This window comes from Pseudomonas sp. C9, assembly GCF_002000165.1.
Classification (GTDB): domain Bacteria; phylum Pseudomonadota; class Gammaproteobacteria; order Pseudomonadales; family Pseudomonadaceae; genus Aquipseudomonas.
Genome location: NZ_MPAK01000001.1, coordinates 3,334,346 through 3,352,051, shown reverse-complemented (window position 1 = coordinate 3,352,051; position 17,706 = coordinate 3,334,346). Strand labels below are relative to the sequence as shown.

Below are 17,706 nucleotides of genomic sequence, written 5' to 3'. Positions count from 1 at the left end.
CCCCCCAAAACCGCAGATGAACCGTCAATCAAGTCCTACGTTTACTCTGTTACCACACTTGGCGAACCGAGGTTGGCCATGCGCACACTGTTCTGCACTTGCTGGATTTCACCCGGAGAACCGATCGGCCCCAGGCGCACCCGATGCAGTGTCTGTTGGTTGCGCACGATCGAGCTGATGAACACCGGGGCGCTCACCATCCCGCTGAGCTTCGATCTCAGGAGTTCTGCAGCGTCCGGGTTGGCGAACGCGCCCACCTGCAGATACTGGCCAGAGGCTGGTACAGAAGCGTTTTTTTTTGCATCAAGCTGAACGGGCACGACGGCCGCGGCGTGCTGCTGAGGCGGTGGCGTCCATTGCTCCACGGTGCCGGCCGAGGCCGTAATCACCGGGGCGCTATTTTGCGCGACTTTAGGTTCGTTGAGCATCAAAGGCGCCGGACGGCCCTTTTGTGCCCACCACTGTTGCGGGTCGATGCCCTCGACCTTGACCCGCGCAGTGCCGATCTCGGCATAACCGAGCTTTTTGGCCGCGGCATAGGACAAGTCGATGATGCGGTCCGAGTAGAACGGCCCACGGTCGTTGACCCGCAGGATCACGCTCTTGTTGTTGTCCAGGTTGGTCACCCGAACGTAACTCGGCAGTGGCAATGTCTTGTGTGCGGCACTCATGCCGTACAGGTCGTAGACCTCGCCATTGGCGGTGTTCTGGCCGTGAAACTTGGTGCCATACCAGGACGCCGTGCCCGAGGCGACGTATGTCTTGGATTCTTGCAACGGGAAATAGGTCTTGCCCAGCACCGTATAGGGGTTGGCCTTATAAGGGCCGGTGTGCAGGGTCGGCGTGGCATCCGGAATGCGCGATACGTCGACATCCCACCACGGCGCGCCATCTTTGTGGGCGCGATTGATGTCCAGCCCCGGCGTCGAGCGCACGGCAGTGGACGACGTTTTTTGAGCCGGTGCGCGACTGGTCGAGCAACTGGCGAGCAACACCGCCAATGCGGCGAAAGCCATGAGCTTGAGGGGTTTATCCATAGGCGATGCCCGCATTACTTGACGCCCCGTGCTTGGACCAGTTGCTCAGACAGTTGATGTACGGCCATGGCGTACATCACGCTGCGGTTATAACGCGTGATTGCGTAAAAATTCTTCAGGCCCATCCAGTACTCGGGGCCATTGTCACCTTCAAGGCGGAAAGCCGTGACCGGCATATCATCGCGCAGCGCATCATGACTTGACCACCCTAGAGCCCGCAACTCCCCTGCGGTTTTAGTCGGCTCGATGCCCGTGGTCAAACCTTCGTCCACCTGCTCGCCTCGTACATCGGCGCGGCTGACCACCGGTTCGCCGGCAACCCAGCCGTGAAGCTTGAAGTAACTGGCGACGCTACCAATGGCATCGTCCGGATTGGTCCAGATATTAATGTGACCATCACCGTCGAAATCCACCGCATACGCGCGAAAACTGCTCGGCATGAACTGCGGCAAGCCCATGGCGCCTGCGTAGGAACCTTTGAGGGTCAACGGATCGACCTGTTCTTCCCGGGCCAGCAGCAAGAACTCACGCAATTCCTTGCGGAAGAATTCGGCACGGGGAGGATAGTCGAAACCCAATGTCGATAACGCGTCGATCACCCGGTAATTACCGGTATTACGGCCGAAAAAGGTTTCAACTCCGATGATCGAGACAATCACCTGGGCCGGCACACCATATTCCTGCTCGGCACGCGCCAGCACTGCTTCGTGCTGACGCCAGAAGTCCACACCACGGGCAATGCGCGCGTCGGTGATGAACATTGGACGGTATTCGTTCCATTGCTTGACCCGTTCGGCGGGCTTGGAGATCGCATCCAGGATCGACTGCTTGCGTTCGGCTTCGCGGAACACGCCCATCAGCTGTTCGCCAGCGAAACCGTAGTCGCGGGTCATTTCACCGACGAATTCGGCCACCTGGGGTGAACCTTCGTAATCGCCGGCCAACGCGTCCTGCGTTATGCCAAGGATGCTTACCAGGCCGACCCATGGCGCGTATCGAGTCGCCCAGCCACGCATTACTTGCATTGAAATCTTCACCTTATTCAAACCTGTGCGATCCACTTACGATGGGTATGGATCGACATCAAAACCCCAAACGCTGACAGCAGCGTCACCAGCGAAGTTCCTCCGTAGCTAATGAACGGCAACGGCACCCCCACCACCGGCAACAGGCCACTGACCATACCGATGTTGACGAAAACATAAACAAAAAACGTCATGGTCAAACTGCCCGCAAGCAATTTGCCGAACAATGTCTGGGCCTGGGCGGTGATCACCAACCCGCGACCGATCAGCAGCAGGTAAATCAGCAGCAGCGCACAAATGCCGACCAGCCCGAACTCTTCACCCATGACCGCAATGATGAAGTCGGTGTGGCTTTCCGGCAGGAAGTCCAGGTGCGACTGGGTGCCCAGCAGCCAGCCCTTGCCAAACACGCCACCGGAACCGATGGCAGCTTTGGACTGAATGATGTTCCAGCCAGTGCCCAGCGGATCGCTCTCCGGGTCAAGGAAGGTCAGGATTCGCTGCTTCTGGTAGTCGTGCATGATGAAAAACCACATCGCCACGGCCACCGGCACGGCCGCCGCCAGCACGCTGATGATCCAGCGCCATTTCAAACCACCCATAAACAGAACGAACGCACCACCTGCCAGGATCAGCAGCGAGGTGCCAAGGTCCGGCTGACGCACGATCAGGATGAACGGCAAGCCAATCAGAAACAGACTGACCGCTACGTGCTTGAGCTGCGGCGGCAAGGTGCGCTTGGACAAATACCAGGCGATGGTGGCCGGCATCAGGATTTTCATGAATTCCGACGGCTGGAAACGAATCACGCCGGGGATGTTGATCCAGCGCGTAGCCCCCATGGCGTTATGGCCCATGACGTCCACCACCACCAGCAAGAGCACGCCCAGCACATAACCGACCGGCACCCAACGCGCCATGAAACGCGGTTCGAACTGCGCGATGACGATCATCGACACCAGGCCGATGCCGAATGAAGTGGCTTGCTTGGCCAGCAGGTCCCAGCTTTTTCCGCTGGCCGAATACAGGACGAACAGGCTGCCGGCGGCGAGGGTCAGCAGCAGAATCAACAACGGGCCATCGATGTGCAGGCGCTGCAACAGCGTCGCACGGCGACGCATCACATCCTCGCTGGAGAGCATGCGGTCGAAATTATTCTTCACGGGCCGTAGCCTCCGCACTGATAGGGCTGGCGTACTCGGCTTTCAGATGGCCGTCCTGGTCCAGGAGCCAGGCATCCATGACTTGACGCACTACAGGCGCGGCGACCCCGGAACCGGACTCGCCGTTCTCGACCATGACCGACACCACGATTTGCGGGTTGTCGGCCGGCGCAAAGCCGACAAACAAGGCGTGGTCACGGTGGCGTTCTTGCACTTTGGAGCGGTCGTACTTCTCGCCCTGCTTGATCGCGACCACCTGGGCCGTACCACTTTTGCCGGCGATCCGGTATTGCGCGCCGATCGAGGCCTTGCGCGCCGTACCGCGAGCGCCGTGCATCACTTGCTGCATACCGTGGTTGACCTTGGTCCAGTCGGACGGATCGCGCAGGACGATGTCCGGCATCGGGTTTTCATCCTTGGGCTTCACGCCCTCAACCGTCTTGGCCAGGTGCGGCCGGTTCCACACGCCTTTGTTGGCCACCAGCGCAGTGGCCTGGGCCAGCTGCAATGGCGTGGATTGCATGTAGCCCTGCCCGATCCCCAGAATCAGGGTTTCACCCGGGAACCACGCCTGGCGCCGGGTCGCACGTTTCCATTCACGGGACGGCATCAGGCCCGGCGACTCTTCGAACATGTCCAGCGAGACCTTTTGGCCAATGCCGAATTTGCCCAGGTACGACGACAACCGGTCGATCCCCAGCTTGTGGGCCAGATCATAGAAGTAGGTGTCGTTGGACCGCATGATTGCCGTGTCCAGATCCACGTAACCATCACCCGTACGGTTCCAGTTACGGTATTTGTGATCGTAGTTGGGCAGCATGTAATAACCGGGGTCGAAGACTCGGGTCGAAGCGGTGACCACCCCCGAATCCAGACCGGCAATCGCCACTGCCGGCTTGATGGTCGAACCCGGCGGGTACAGGCCGCGCAACACGCGGTTGAACAGCGGCCGGTCGATGGAGTCGCGCAGCTCGGAATAGGCCTTGGAGCTGATGCCGGTGACGAACAGGTTCGGATCGAAACTCGGCTGACTGACCATCGCCAGCACTTCACCGGTTTTCGGGTCCAGTGCCACGACGGCACCACGACGTCCGCCAAGTGCGGTCTCGGCGGCTTCCTGCAATTTGATGTCCAGGCTCAGGACGATGTCCTTGCCAGGAATCGGATCGGTACGCTTGAGCACGCGCAATACGCGGCCCCGAGCGTTGGTTTCGACTTCCTCGTAACCGACCTGACCGTGCAGCTCGGGTTCGTAGAAGCGTTCGATGCCGGTTTTGCCAATTTGATGGGTGCCGCTGTAACTCACCGGATCCAGAGACTTGAGCTCTTTCTCGTTGATCCGCCCCATATAACCTACCGAGTGCGCAAAATGCGCACCCTGCGGATAGTGACGAACCAGCTGCGCGACCACTTCCACGCCCGGCAGACGGAACTGATTCACCGCGATACGGGCGATCTGTTCTTCGGTCAGCTCGAACAGGATCGGTACTGGCTCGAACGGCCGGCGCCCTTGCCGCATGCGCTTCTCGAAAATCACCCGATCCTCTGGAGTCAACTCCAGCACCTGGACGATCACGTCGAGCACTTGTTGCCATTCACCAGAGCGTTCGCGGGTCATGCTCAGGCTGAAGCTGGGCCGGTTGTCGGCGATTACCACGCCATTGCGGTCGAAGATCAACCCGCGCGTGGGCGGAATCGGCTGCACATGGACGCGGTTGTTTTCCGAGAGGGTCGAGTGGTACTCGTACTGGATCACCTGAAGGAAATACAGCCGCGCAATCAGTACGCAGATCAGCGTTACGACCGCAATTGCCCCGAACACGACGCGACCACGCACCAGACGGGCGTCTTTTTCGTGGTCCTTGATGCGAATCGGCTGAGACATGAGGGCAGAACTACTTGTGGTATGGGTGGCCGGACAGGACTGTCCAGGCACGGTACAGCTGTTCGCCGATCAGAATTCGCACCAATGGGTGCGGCAACGTCAACGGCGACAATGACCAGCGCTGATCAGCTCGGGCACAGACTTCCGGCGCCAGCCCTTCGGGGCCGCCGACCATGAAGTTGACCGTGCGCGAGTCCAGGCGCCAGCGATCGAGTTCGACCGCCAGCTGCTCAGTGCTCCAGGGTTTGCCGTGGACTTCGAGAGTGACAATACGCTCGTTCGGCCCGACTTTGGCCAGCATGGCTTCGCCTTCCTGACGGATGAAGCGCGCCACGTCGGCGTTCTTGCCACGGGTATTGAGCGGTATTTCCACCAGTTCCAGCGCCAGCTCGGACGGAAGACGCTTGGCATATTCATGCCAGCCTTCTTCCACCCACTTGGGCATCCGTGAACCGACGGCGATCAGTCGCAGTCGCACAGCGGGCCCTTATTGCTGGTCTTTGTTGAGCTTGATGAAATGCTCGTGGGTGTTTTCCGGGCTGTGGTGAGCCGCGTTCAGAGCACGGCTCTGTTCTGCGCCGGACCACAGACGCTCCAGGTCGTAGAACTGGCGAGCCGAGGCGGTCATCATGTGAACGATGACATCGTCCATGTCCAGCAGGACCCAGTCGCTGTCACCCTTGCCTTCTTCACCCAGCGGCTTGACGCCCTGAGCCTTGACCGCTTCGCGGACCTTGTCCAGCATCGCGCCGATCTGGCGGTTGGAGGTACCGGTAGCGATGATCATGAAGTCAGTGATGCTCTGCTTTTCACGAACGTCGATCACCTGAATGTCCTGGGCCTTGACGTCTTCCAGGGCCGCTACGGCAACCTTGACCAGCTCTTCGCCAGCGAGTGGTGCGCCGGTTGGAACTACTTCTGGCAGCGGGGCGCTCTTGAATGTGCCTTTGCGCTTTACTTTAGCTACGTCTTTGTCAGTCATATAAAACTCGTTTTGCTCGTATGTTCGGGGGCTTCGATACACGTGGTCACGTGCCTTGAAGCGCGCCTCTTTTCAGTTCGACGCACGGTAAAGTCCGTGCGCATCGATGTAGGCCAGGACCGCGTCGGGCACCAGGAAACGTACCGACTTACCGCTGGCCAGCAGTTGACGGATCTGGGTGGCGGATACCGCGAGCGGTGTCTGCCAGACGAATGCAATCTGTCCGCTCGGCCCATTGAGGGCCAGCGGGTCGCTCACCGAGCGCGCTGCCAGCAGGTTGCGCAAGGCATCCGGCGGTTCGCTGTCGGCATCCGGGCGTTGCAGCACCAGGATGTGGCAATGCTGGAGCAACTCTTCCCAGCGGTGCCAAGTGGGCAGGCCGCAAAATGCGTCCCAGCCCAGAAGTAGAAATACCTGGTCCTGCGCGGCCAGTTCGGCACGCATCAATTCCAGGGTATCGATAGTGTAGGACGGTTTGTCCCGCTGCAATTCGCGGGCGTCCACCACCAACGGCGCCACACCGGCCACCGCGCACTCGACCATCGCCAGACGGTCTTTTGCCGACACTTGCGGCGTATCACGATGCGGAGGCCTGGCACTGGGTGTCAGACGCAACTCATCGAGCGCCAGCGACTCGGCGACTTCCAGCGCACTGCGCAAATGGCCGATGTGCACCGGGTCGAACGTGCCGCCCAGCATGCCAATGCGCCGAGGTTGAGGCGTGTCGGCGGTGGCTGGGGTTGTCGGGGCGAGGTCGCTCAAGTCAGACCGACGCCTGGCCGCGCAACTGGCCATCACCGACCACGATGTACTTCTCGCACGTCAAACCTTCGAGGCCCACCGGGCCGCGGGCGTGCAGCTTATCAGTAGAAATGCCAATCTCGGCACCCAATCCGTATTCAAAGCCATCGGCGAAGCATGTCGGCGTGTTGATCATGACCGACGATGAATCGACTTGTGCCACAAAACGCCGGGTATCAGCGAGGTTTTCGCTGACGATCGAGTCGGTGTGATGGGAGCCGTACCGATTGATGTGGTCGATGGCCTGATCGAGGCCGTCGACCACGCGGATCGACAGAATCGGTGCCAGGTATTCGGTGGTCCAGTCGTCTTCGGTCGCCGCCGCAGCATCGATAATCGCCCGCGTGCGCTCACAACCGCGCAGCTCGACGCCTTTTTCGCGGAACTGGGCAGCCATCGATGGCAGGAAATCTTTGGCAACGCTTTGATCGACCAATAGCGTTTCCATCGCGCCGCAAATGCCATAACGGTAGGTCTTGGCGTTGAACGCAATGCGCTGGGCTTTCGCCAGATCAGCGTGAGGGCTGACGTAGACGTGGCAAATACCATCCAGGTGCTTGATGACAGGCACGCGGGCGTCACGACTGACGCGCTCGATCAGGCCACGGCCACCACGGGGCACGATGACATCGACGTATTCCGGCATGGTAATCAGCGCGCCAACGGCGGCACGATCGGTGGTTTCGACCACTTGCACCACAGCGCCAGGCAGTTCGGCTTCAGCCAGGCCGCGCTGGATGCAGGCGGCGATGGCGCGATTGGAGTGGATCGCCTCGGAACCGCCACGCAGGATGGTTGCATTGCCGGATTTGAGGCACAGGCTGGCGGCATCGATGGTCACGTTGGGACGGGATTCGTAGATGATCCCGATCACGCCCAGCGGCACGCGCATTTTTCCAACCTGGATGCCCGACGGACGGAAACTCATGTCGCGGATCGCGCCTACCGGGTCCGGCAATGCAGCTACCTGGCGCAAACCGACGATCATGCCGTCGATGCGTTCCGGGGTCAGCGCCAGACGCTCCAGCAGGGCCGGCTCAAGACCATTGGCCCGACCAGCGGCCAAATCCAGTTCATTGGCCGCCGTCAACTCGGCGCGCGCAGCGTCCAGCGCATCAGCGGCGGCTTGCAAGGCGCGGTTTTTCTGCGCGGTGCTGGCACAGCCGATGACGCGAGCGGCTTCGCGAGCAGCGCGGCCCAGGCGGGTCATGTAGTCAAGAACGGACTCAGTCATGGTCTGGAGTGGTCTTTGCTAAGGTCTTGGTAAAGAGTAAAGCGGCAGATTATAGCTGTCGCGTCCCCCGACTAACAGCGGTGACGGGCGGATGGTCGAAATCAAGAGCAATTTGCCGACGTTCAGCCGTGATTAAGCTGCAAATTGTTATCATCACCGCTCTATCAGCCCTGATAAACGCCGTTCATCATGTCCAACCTGACTGTTCGAGCGTCCGCTGCGAGCCGGCCCATCGGGCTCCCGGATGCGTTTTTCGACCGCGACGCGCAAACGCTGGCCCAGGATCTACTCGGTAAAGTCATCCGTCATCGAGTCGGCGACCTGTGGCTCAGCGCCCGAATTATCGAAACCGAAGCCTATTACTTTGAAGAAAAAGGCAGTCACGCCTCCCTCGGCTACACAGAAAAGCGTAAGGCTTTGTTTCTGGATGGCGGCCACATCTATATGTATTACGCCCGCGGCGGCGATTCCCTGAACTTCAGCGCCCAAGGCCCCGGCAACGCGGTGCTGATCAAATCGGCCTATCCATGGGTCGATGAATTGAGCGGGCCGGCGAGTCTGGCGCAAATGCTGCTGAACAACCCCGATACTCAGGGCCGCCCTCGCCCCTCGCAAAAGCTGTGTGCCGGGCAAACATTGCTCTGCAAGTCACTGGGTTTGAAGGTGCCGGTCTGGGACGCCAAGCGCTTCGACCACGACGTGCTGCTGGTCGAAGACATCGGCCCGGCGCCCACCCACATCATCCAGACTACGCGCCTGGGCATCCCTCATGGGCGTGATGAGCATTTGATGTACCGCTTTGTCGACGCGGCTTACGCGCCGTATTGCACTCGCAACCCCCTGCGCCGGGGACAGGTCGAAGGTCGCGATTATTTTTTGCTGCCATGACAGTAGCGAAATCTTGATGCAAAGCAGATCCCACAGGGATTCTGTGGTGTTGCTTAAATTGTATTTGCCCACCTGTGGCCAATTGAACGTTCGATGGAGTTGTTTTTTATGGGCCCATGGCTCGATAGCGTGACCGGCTGGTTGGCGGCTAATCCGCAATGGCTGGCTGCAGCAGTGTTCATCGTGGCTTTTGTGGAATGTCTGGCAATTGCCGGACTGATCGTACCCGGCACAGTGTTGCTGTTTGCTGTGGCGGTATTGGCCGGGAGCGGTGCGTTGTCACTGAGTGAAACGCTGTTGCTGGGGTTCGTTGCCGGTGTGCTGGGTGACATTGTTTCGTACTTCGTCGGCCGGCACTTCCACCAGAATATCCGTCGTTTGCCGGGGTTGCGTCATCACCCCGAGTGGATCGCCGGCGCCGAGTCCTATTTCCAACGCTATGGCATCGCCAGCCTGCTGGTCGGACGCTTCATCGGGCCGTTGCGACCGATGCTGCCGATGGTCGCCGGGATGTTCGACATGCCGTTTCCGCGCTTTGCCGCAGTCAGCGTGTTGGCCGCCGCTGGCTGGAGTGTTGCCTATTTGCTACCCGGTTGGGCCACAGGGGCGGCGATTCGCCTGCCACTGCCGGAAGGTTTCTGGCCTGAAGCCGGGATCGTCGCAGGCAGTATTGCCGTCTTGGTGGGCTTGAGCGTCACCAGCAGTCTGCGCCGCCATCGCCAGGCGACGACGCTGATTGCCGGCATGAGTTTTCTGATTCTGGTGGGACTGTTCATCGGCTACCCGCACCTGACCGCACTCGATCAAGGCGTAATGACCCTGGTGCAGGAACACCGCGGCCCGATGCTCGACGAAGTCGCCGTCGTCTTCACACTGATTGGCGAATTTCGCAACATGCTGGTATTCAGCGCGCTGCTGACCGGCCTTTTGCTGATTGCGCGGCAATGGCGCCAGGCGATTTTCGCCGGCAGCACCCTGCTCTGCACCGCGCTGGCCAACACCGCAACCAAACACTTTTTCGCCCGCCTGCGCCCGGAAGTGTTGAGTGATCCATTGACCAGTTACAGCATGCCCAGCGGTCACGCCTCCGGCTCATTCGCGCTGTTCCTGACCCTCGCCGTACTGGCGGGCCGAGGGCAACCGCCACGGATGCGCCTGACCTGGTTGCTGCTGGGCTGCTTGCCCGCGCTGGCAATTTCCCTGTCACGGGTGTATCTGGGCGCGCATTGGCCGACCGATGTACTGGCGGGTGCGATGCTGGCGGCGGCCGTGTGTGCGGCGAGCTTGTGGCTGACTCAGCGCAAGGCGCCACTCAATGCCATGCCACCCAAGGTCTGGTGGCTGGTGCTGCCAGTACTGGTGGCGTTGTTCGGGTTCTTTGTGTTGCGGCATTTGCCACATACGTTGTTGCGGTATGCCTACTGATCAGGCGAACAACTCACCCTGCAACTCATCCAGCAACGCCTGAATCGCATCCAGCCGTTGCTGCGGATCGTCGAGTTGCAGCAGGTCTATCTTGTCGACCTCGGCAAATGGCAGCAGGTACGCCAGTTGATTGGCCAGCGACTGCTGCCCGGTTGCCTCGGTCCCCATGTTCAGGGCCTCGACCATCGGGTGTTCGGCCAAGGCCTTGAGCAACGCAACCAGGTCGGCGTCCTCGTCCTGCAAGGGTTGCTCGGGTTCGTCTTCCAGCCATTCGACTTCAGCGACGGTCAACTGATCACGCTGAACCTCGGTGCGCAAAACCTGGAAACGGCGCCCGCCCTGCACCCGAATACCCAGCAAGCCGTTGTCCTGCTGTTTGAAATCGGTGATCCGCGCTTCGCACCCCACCAAGGCATACCCTGCCGGCGCGATGCCGACTTCTTCGCCGTCGAGGATGCACACCACACCGAAGCCGCCGCCCTGCTTCATGCAGCGGCCGATCATGTCCAGGTAGCGCGCTTCGAAGATCTGCAAGTCGAGGATGCAGCCAGGAAACAGCACCGTGTTTAGCGGGAAAAGCGGTAAGTTCATAGACATTTCCTTACACCACCATCGACACCGCCAACGGCAGGAACACCGCCGTGGCCACACCCATCAGACTCATCGCCAGCGCCGCAAAGGCGCCGCACTCTTCACTTTCCTGCAGGGCTACCGAAGTGCCGACCGCATGGGCCGTCATTCCCAAGGCCATGCCGCGCGCTTCCGGGCTGCGCACACCGAGCCGCGTCAACAGACCAGGGCCGAAGATCGCACCGATCACGCCAGTGATCAACACGAACACCGCCGCCAGCGCCGCGACACCACCGATCTGCTCGGCCACCAGCATGGCAATCGGCGACGTTACCGACTTCGGCGCCATGGTCATCAGGATCATGTGCTCGGCACCGAACCACCACCCCAGCAACACGCCCATGCCCGTGGCCACCACGCCACCTATCACCAGCGTAGTAAATATCGGCCAGAACAACTGCCGAATCCTTCGCAGATTGAGGTACAGCGGCACGGCCAGTGCAACCGTTGCGGGTCCGAGCAGGATGCTGAGGATCTCGGTGCTCTTGCGGTACTCCGCGTAGGTCAGGCCGCAGGTCAGCAGGACACCGATCACCACCAACATGGAGACCAGCACCGGCTGCAAAAAGATCCAGCGGGTTTTCTCAAAAGCCGCCAGCACCAGTTGATAAGCACCCAATGTAATACCGATGCCGAACAGCGGATGATGGATCACCGAGTCGAGTGCGCCGTGCCAATCAAGGGTCATTGGTCATCTCCGCGATGGGCATGGCGCTTGACCATGCGTTGCATCAGCACCCCGGCAAACGCCATGGACAGCAGCAGCGACAACACCAACGCACCGACGATGGCCCAGAAATCGGCGGCAATATCCTTGGCGTACACCATCACGCCCACGGCCGGCGGCACCAGCAGCAACGGCAAGTACCGCAGCAGGCTGCTGGCCGCCAGGCTCAGCGGTTCGCCGACTTGCCCGCGTGAAATCAGATACACCAGCAACAGCAGTAAGCCGACAATCGGCCCCGGCAGCACCGGTAAAAACAAGTGGTTGATGGCTGTGCCCAGCAATTGGAACAGCACCAGCCAGGTCAGGCCACGTAACAACATCCGGCATCTCCCGCGCTCGCCCCACCCAAAAAGGGGCCGCGCATTATAAGCACGTCAACGCTATGGATCGGCATTCGCCAAAAGCATGGTCAGTTGACCGGAGCAATCGGCCATGTTGATCTACAGTGGTTCGCAGGGAGGTCAAATCCCCCCACCCGAAAAACTATAAATCCGATGAAACACAAGGAGAGTCTCAATGCCCCAGGTTCCCGTTGCAGAGCTCAAAGATTATGTCGGCAAGGAACTCGGACGTTCCGAATGGCTCACCATCGATCAGGAGCGGATCAACCTGTTCGCAGAAGCCACAGGTGACTATCAGTTTATTCATGTCGACCCGGTCAAAGCCGCGCAAACGCCATTTGGCAGCACCATCGCACATGGATTCCTGTCGCTGTCACTGATCCCGAAGTTGATGGAAGACATCCTCGTCATGCCCGAAGGCGTGAAGATGGTGGTCAACTACGGCCTCGACAGCGTGCGTTTTATTCAACCGGTCAAGGTCAATTCGAAAGTGCGCCTCAAAGTTGATCTGACCGACGTCATCGAGAAAAAACCCGGTCAATGGCTGCTCAAGGCCACCACCACCCTTGAGATAGAAGGCTCGGACAAACCGGCCTATATCGCAGAACCCCTGTCCCTCTGTTTCGTGTAACCCTCGCGGATGCGAAGCAGCTCACGCTGTTTCGCACCCCTCTCTATATATACGACACATAGCTGCGGCATACTCGCTCGCCTAATTGCCCGGATCCCGCTATGCGCTCACTTGCACTCCTTGCCCTGACCCTTTTGCTCACTGCTTGCGGCGATGGCGAATCGCTGTTGCCCCCGGATGCCCGTCTGCCGGATGGCGGGCGCTATCGCGGTGATCTGGTCAATGGTTTGCTGCAAGGCCAGGGCCGCATCGACTATCCGAATGGCAGCTGGTACGCCGGCGAGTTCGACAAGGGGCAATGGCACGGCCAGGGCGAATGGCATGGCAGCAATGGCGAGGTCTATCGCGGGCTGTTCAATCAGGGCCTGTTCGACGGCCAGGGCTCGCTGACCACACCGGCCAGCAGCTACACCGGCGGTTTCAAACTCGGCCGGCGCGAGGGTGAAGGCACGCTCAAAGAAAACGGCATGAGCTATCGCGGCGAATTCAAGGCCGATCAATATTCAGGGCTCGGTCGTCTCGAACTCGATGACGGCAGCTCGTACCAGGGTCAGTTCGCCCACGGCAAACCCAACGGGGAAGGCCAGCGCGGCGACGCCAGCGGCAATCAATTCACCGGGCACTTTGTCAACGGTCAGCTGGAAGGCAACGGGACTTTCAACAGCGCCGACGGCGACATCTATGTCGGCGGTTTCAAGAACAATCAACTGCACGGCAAGGGCCGCTACGAAAATGCCGACGGCGATGTCTGGCTCGGTCAATTCAAGGAAGGATCCCTGAACGGCAAGGGCGAGTTGATCGGCTCCGACAGCAGCCATTACACCGGCCAGTTCAGTGATTGGCGCTTCACCGGCCAAGGTCGATTGAACCTGCCGGACGGCAGCTTCTACACCGGTCAATTTGACAGTGACAGTTACTCGGGACGCGGCACGCTGGTGCTCACCGACGGCACCGTGCAAAGCGGCACATGGCTCAATGGCCAGCGCGTACGTGACGCCGACGGCAAGCTGCTGCCTGACAGCCTGGAGCTCGGTTTGCTGGCTCAAGGCCGCTTGCTCGAGGACGCCCTGCTCAACGTGCCGGCCTCGACTCCAGCCGTCGAGTTGTACACCCTGACCTTGGGCGGCGACGGCAAGCAAAGCGTGTTCCTGCGCGAATCCGATTACGTCAGCAACATGCTCAGCAGCCGCTTCGGCGCGTTCGGGCAAATCCGCCTGGTAAATCACCGCGACCACCTCGTCGACCGCCCGATGGCTACCCGGGAAAACCTGCGCCGCGCTGCCGCTACCCTGGCCGAGCGCAGCGGCCCGGAAGACTTGATTTTCATTTACCTGACCAGCCACGGCACCAGCGAACATCAACTGGTGCTCGATCAACCGCGCATGGAGCTGGCCGACCTGCCGGCCGACGAACTCGCCGCGGTGCTTGCACCCTTGAAAAATCGCGACAAGATCATTGTGATTTCGTCCTGCTATTCCGGCGGCTTCATTCCCGCCCTCAAGGACGAACGCACCCTGATCATGACCGCGTCCCGGGCAGACCGTGTGTCCTTCGGCTGCGCCGAAGAAGCCAATTTCACCTACTTCGGCGACGCACTGTTCGCCCAGGCATTGAACCAGACCGATGACCTGGAGCAAGCCTTCAAACTGGCCAAGGCCACCGTCGCCGAGCGCGAACTGGCCGACAGCTTCGAAGCCTCCGAGCCGCAGATCTGGGCGCCGAAAACCGTCCTCTCTCACTGGCAGTTGTTACGCAAGCAGCAGGCACGAAAAGCACTACAAAGTGTCTCTATCGACAGCAAGGATACAAAGAGCAACTAAGCTGAACAGTATCAAGGGAGAAACACTATGTACTTGACGCCTCAGCATGTCTTGATTGCCGGAGCTACCGGGTTAACCGGTGAACATCTGCTTGATCGCTTGCTCAATGAGCCAACGATCTCAAGGGTTTTGGCCCCTTCACGCCGTCCACTCGCCAAACACCCGCACCTGGAAAACCCTGTCGGCGATCCGGAAGTGTTTCTTCCACAGCTGAACGGTCGCGTCGATATTGCCTACTGCTGCCTCGGCACTACGATCAAGCAGGCCGGCTCGGAACCTGCGTTTCGTGCAGTGGACCTGGACATGGTCGTGGCGTTTGCCAAGCGTGCACGGGAAATGGGCGCACGCCACCTGATCGTGATCAGCGCCTTGGGCGCCGATCGTAGATCCTCGATTTTCTACAACCGGGTCAAAGGTGAGATGGAACACGCATTGCGCGCGCAGGACTGGCCGCAACTGACCATTTGCCGCCCCTCTCTGCTATTGGGCGATCGCGTCGCCCCACGCCTGGGCGAGAAAATCGCCGGCCCGCTGTCACGCCTGATCCCCGGCAAATACCACGGCATCGAAGCCTGCCAACTGGCGCGCGCGATGTGGCGGTTGGCGCTGGAAGAGCAAGATGGAGTGCGGATTGTGGAGTCGGATGAGTTGCGCAAGCTCGGTAAATAATCCGCAAATCTGTGGCGAGGGAGCTTGCTCCCTCGCCACAATAGCCTCTAACTACAACCCGCCCGTTGCCTGAAAACTCACTCCGATCACCGTCAGCACCGACAACGGCAACAGCAGCGTGTCGAGCAACGCGCTGGCCGGCAGGTCAACGCCGGGATAGCTCGGCGCGTCTGCACCAAAGCGGTCCTTGGCGCAGCATCCGCCGTTCATGGCGTACAAATCCAGACGCGTCCCCGCATACACCAGGGGCGCTCCGGGTTTGGCCGCATCAAGGGTGCGCGCGGTGGCGCAGCCCGTCAGTTGCAATGCCAGCAGAGTAATCAGCAGCTTATTCATCGCTGCTCAAATGGTGTTCGCCCCAGCGTGGCAGCATGTCTTGCGGGATGTTCAACAGATTGAGAATCCGCGCCACGACAAAATCGATCAGGTCATCAATCGTCTGCGGCTGGTGATAGAAGCCTGGCGAGGCCGGCAATATCGTCACGCCCATGTTCGACAGCTTGAGCATGTGCTCCAGATGGATGCTTGAATACGGCGCCTCACGCGGAACCAGAATCAACTGGCGACGCTCTTTCAGGGTCACATCGGCGGCACGCTCGATCAGGTTGTTGCAGGCACCGGTCGCAATGGCCGACAGCGTCCCCGTGGAGCAAGGCACCACCACCATTGCCGCAGGCGCGCCGGAGCCCGAAGCCACCGGCGACATCCAGTCTTCCTTGCCATAGACCTTGATTTGCCCGGCCGCAGCACCGGTGTACTCCGTGAGGAAGGCTTGCATCATCTGCGGTTTGGCCGGCAGCGTAACGTCGGTTTCCGTGGCCATCACCAGTTGCGCTGCCTTGGAAATCAGGAAGTGCACTTCGCGGTCTTCACGAATCAGACAATCGAGCAAACGCAAACCGTACTGAGCGCCGGAAGCGCCGGTCATGGCCAGCGTGACGCGATCCGGACCACTGCTCATCGCAGGGCCTCGGCGAGTTTGCCGTGCAGGCCGCCGAAGCCGCCGTTGCTCATGATCACGACGTGAGTACCGGGCTGCGCCTGGCTTTTCACGCGCTCAATGATGCCTTCCAGCGAGTCGCTGACAATCGATGGCACGGTGCACAGCGCGGCGGTGCCGGCCAGGTCCCAACCGAGGTTGGCGGGTGCGTACCAGATCACTTGATCGGCATCGACCACGCTTTCCGGCAAACCGTCTCGGTGCGCGCCCAGCTTCATCGAGTTGGAGCGCGGCTCGATGATCGCGATCAACGGCGCATCGCCGATGCGTTTGCGCAGGCCATCAAGGGTGGTGGCGATAGCGGTCGGATGGTGGGCGAAATCGTCGTAGATGGTGATGCCGCGCACTTCGGCGACTTTTTCCATGCGGCGCTTGACGCTTTTGAACGCGCTCAACGCAGCAATGCCCATCGATGGCACCACGCCGACGTGACGCGCCGCCGCCAACGTAGCCAATGCGTTAGCGACGTTGTGCTGGCCGGTCATGTCCCACTCGACCACACCTTGGGCGACGCCTTCGAACATCACTTCAAACTTCGAACCGTCTTCGCTGAGCAACTTGACCTGCCATTGGCCGCCCACCCCGGTGGTTTGCACCGGGGTCCAGCAGCCCATGTCGATGACACGTTTCAACGCCGGTTCGGTGGTCGGATGGATCACCAGGCCTTCGCTTGGAATGGTCCGCACCAGATGGTGGAACTGCCGCTCGATAGCTGGCAGGTCGGGGAAGATGTCTGCATGATCGAACTCAAGGTTGTTCAGGATCGCCGTGCGCGGGCGGTAGTGAACAAACTTGGAACGCTTGTCGAAGAATGCGCTGTCATATTCGTCGGCTTCGATCACAAAGAACGGCGTACCGCCCAAACGCGCCGACACCGAGAAATTCTGCGGCACGCCGCCGATCAGGAAGCCGGGGCTCATGCCCGCGTGCTCCAGCACCCAGGCGAGCATGCTGCTGGTGGTGGTTTTGCCGTGAGTACCGGCAACGGCCAGCACCCAACGACCTTGCAGCACGTGATCGGCCAGCCACTGCGGGCCGGAAACGTAAGGAAGGCCTTTGTTCAGTACGTACTCGACGGCCGGGTTGCCGCGTGACATGGCGTTGCCGATCACCACCAGATCCGGAGCCGGATCGAGCTGGGAAGGATCGTAGCCTTGGGTCAACTCAATGCCTTGAGCTTCAAGCTGTGTGCTCATCGGCGGATAGACGTTGGCATCGGAGCCGGTGACGTGATGGCCCAGTTCCTTGGCCAGAACCGCCATCGAACCCATGAAGGTGCCGCAGATACCCAGAATATGAATGTGCATAGTCGACCTCGTAAAACATGGCCGCAGGTTAGCGTAGGGAGGGAAAAATCGCACCTTGTGTTTCGGTCTCACAGACGCCATCGCGGGCAAGCCCACTCCCACAGGTCACTGAAAATCCTGTGGGAGTGGGCTTGCCCGCGA

The 17,706-nt window shown here is 60.2% G+C and carries 19 protein-coding genes; 5 read left to right on the top strand and 14 right to left on the bottom strand.

What is annotated here, in order from left to right:
* Nucleotides 1-41: 41 nt before the first annotated feature.
* The 8 genes from BMS17_RS15630 to BMS17_RS15595 all read right to left on the bottom strand — a co-directional run bounded on the left by BMS17_RS15630 (nt 42) and on the right by BMS17_RS15595 (nt 8,127).
* Nucleotides 42-1,052, bottom strand: coding sequence for a septal ring lytic transglycosylase RlpA family protein (locus tag BMS17_RS15630; RefSeq protein WP_046028722.1), 1,011 nt, complete (start codon nt 1,050-1,052; stop codon nt 42-44).
* Nucleotides 1,052-2,062 carry a lytic murein transglycosylase B gene (gene mltB / locus BMS17_RS15625; RefSeq protein ID WP_046028723.1) on the bottom strand — a complete coding sequence of 337 codons (1,011 nt, stop codon included), beginning with the start codon at nt 2,060-2,062 and terminating at the stop codon, nt 1,052-1,054. The genes BMS17_RS15630 and mltB overlap by 1 nt, the downstream gene beginning before the upstream one ends.
* A 17-nt stretch (nt 2,063-2,079) precedes the next feature.
* The gene (gene rodA / locus BMS17_RS15620; protein ID WP_046028876.1) at nt 2,080-3,183 is read right to left on the bottom strand and encodes a rod shape-determining protein RodA; all 1,104 of its coding nucleotides are present in this window, start codon (nt 3,181-3,183) and stop codon (nt 2,080-2,082) included.
* 31 nt (nt 3,184-3,214) lie between these two features.
* Nucleotides 3,215-5,110 carry a penicillin-binding protein 2 gene (mrdA, locus tag BMS17_RS15615; protein ID WP_046028724.1) on the bottom strand — a complete coding sequence of 632 codons (1,896 nt, stop codon included), beginning with the start codon at nt 5,108-5,110 and terminating at the stop codon, nt 3,215-3,217.
* Between the two features lie 10 nt (nt 5,111-5,120).
* Entirely contained in the window at nt 5,121-5,588 is a 468-nt protein-coding gene (rlmH, locus tag BMS17_RS15610) for a 23S rRNA (pseudouridine(1915)-N(3))-methyltransferase RlmH (RefSeq protein WP_003185785.1), read from the bottom strand.
* Nucleotides 5,589-5,597: 9 nt separating this feature from the next.
* On the bottom strand, nt 5,598-6,092 hold the full coding sequence (gene rsfS / locus BMS17_RS15605; RefSeq protein ID WP_046028725.1) for a ribosome silencing factor: 495 nt from the start codon (nt 6,090-6,092) through the stop codon (nt 5,598-5,600).
* A gap of 72 nt (nt 6,093-6,164) precedes the next feature.
* On the bottom strand, nt 6,165-6,887 hold the full coding sequence (nadD, locus tag BMS17_RS15600) for a nicotinate-nucleotide adenylyltransferase (RefSeq protein ID WP_077431204.1): 723 nt from the start codon (nt 6,885-6,887) through the stop codon (nt 6,165-6,167).
* Nucleotides 6,856-8,127 (bottom strand): glutamate-5-semialdehyde dehydrogenase, encoded by a 1,272-nt coding sequence (locus BMS17_RS15595; RefSeq protein ID WP_077431203.1) that lies wholly within the window; start codon nt 8,125-8,127, stop codon nt 6,856-6,858. Before BMS17_RS15595 ends, nadD begins: the two co-directional genes overlap by 32 nt.
* 189 nt (nt 8,128-8,316) lie before the next feature.
* Between BMS17_RS15595 and BMS17_RS15590 the strand changes: the two genes are divergently transcribed.
* Both BMS17_RS15590 and BMS17_RS15585 read left to right on the top strand, forming a co-directional pair.
* Nucleotides 8,317-9,015, top strand: a complete 699-nt coding sequence (locus tag BMS17_RS15590; RefSeq protein ID WP_046028729.1) for a DNA-3-methyladenine glycosylase — start codon at nt 8,317-8,319, stop codon at nt 9,013-9,015.
* Between the two features lie 108 nt (nt 9,016-9,123).
* Entirely contained in the window at nt 9,124-10,440 is a 1,317-nt protein-coding gene (locus BMS17_RS15585) for a bifunctional DedA family/phosphatase PAP2 family protein (protein ID WP_046028878.1), read from the top strand.
* Here the strand turns inward: BMS17_RS15585 and BMS17_RS15580 are convergent, their stop codons facing one another.
* From BMS17_RS15580 to BMS17_RS15570, 3 genes are read right to left on the bottom strand one after another with little or no spacing between them, the layout of a single operon-like run.
* On the bottom strand, nt 10,441-11,031 hold the full coding sequence (locus BMS17_RS15580; RefSeq protein WP_046028730.1) for an LON peptidase substrate-binding domain-containing protein: 591 nt from the start codon (nt 11,029-11,031) through the stop codon (nt 10,441-10,443).
* Nucleotides 11,032-11,041: 10 nt separating this feature from the next.
* Nucleotides 11,042-11,758, bottom strand: coding sequence for an LrgB family protein (locus BMS17_RS15575; RefSeq protein WP_046028731.1), 717 nt, complete (start codon nt 11,756-11,758; stop codon nt 11,042-11,044).
* On the bottom strand, nt 11,755-12,117 hold the full coding sequence (locus BMS17_RS15570; RefSeq protein WP_046028732.1) for a CidA/LrgA family protein: 363 nt from the start codon (nt 12,115-12,117) through the stop codon (nt 11,755-11,757). Before BMS17_RS15570 ends, BMS17_RS15575 begins: the two co-directional genes overlap by 4 nt.
* A gap of 196 nt (nt 12,118-12,313) precedes the next feature.
* Between BMS17_RS15570 and BMS17_RS15565 the strand changes: the two genes are divergently transcribed.
* The 3 genes from BMS17_RS15565 (at nt 12,314) to BMS17_RS15555 (ending at nt 15,258) form a co-directional block, all read left to right on the top strand.
* On the top strand, nt 12,314-12,769 hold the full coding sequence (locus BMS17_RS15565) for a MaoC family dehydratase (RefSeq protein WP_046028734.1): 456 nt from the start codon (nt 12,314-12,316) through the stop codon (nt 12,767-12,769).
* A 101-nt stretch (nt 12,770-12,870) separates the two neighbouring features.
* Entirely contained in the window at nt 12,871-14,589 is a 1,719-nt protein-coding gene (locus tag BMS17_RS15560) for a C13 family peptidase (RefSeq protein ID WP_077431202.1), read from the top strand.
* A gap of 27 nt (nt 14,590-14,616) precedes the next feature.
* The gene (locus tag BMS17_RS15555) at nt 14,617-15,258 is read left to right on the top strand and encodes an oxidoreductase (protein WP_046028737.1); all 642 of its coding nucleotides are present in this window, start codon (nt 14,617-14,619) and stop codon (nt 15,256-15,258) included.
* Nucleotides 15,259-15,309: 51 nt separating this feature from the next.
* On the opposite strand, the gene BMS17_RS15550 is transcribed toward BMS17_RS15555, so the two are convergent.
* Genes BMS17_RS15550 through mpl form a run of 3 tightly spaced genes read right to left on the bottom strand, consistent with a single transcriptional unit; the run spans nt 15,310 to nt 17,565 of the window.
* Complete coding sequence (locus tag BMS17_RS15550; protein ID WP_046028738.1) at nt 15,310-15,594, bottom strand: YceK/YidQ family lipoprotein; 285 nt, start codon at nt 15,592-15,594, stop codon at nt 15,310-15,312.
* The gene (gene ubiX, locus BMS17_RS15545) at nt 15,587-16,219 is read right to left on the bottom strand and encodes a flavin prenyltransferase UbiX (protein WP_046028741.1); all 633 of its coding nucleotides are present in this window, start codon (nt 16,217-16,219) and stop codon (nt 15,587-15,589) included. The genes BMS17_RS15550 and ubiX overlap by 8 nt, the downstream gene beginning before the upstream one ends.
* Nucleotides 16,216-17,565, bottom strand: coding sequence for a UDP-N-acetylmuramate:L-alanyl-gamma-D-glutamyl-meso-diaminopimelate ligase (mpl, locus tag BMS17_RS15540; RefSeq protein ID WP_077431201.1), 1,350 nt, complete (start codon nt 17,563-17,565; stop codon nt 16,216-16,218). The genes ubiX and mpl overlap by 4 nt, the downstream gene beginning before the upstream one ends.
* Nucleotides 17,566-17,706: the final 141 nt, after the last annotated feature.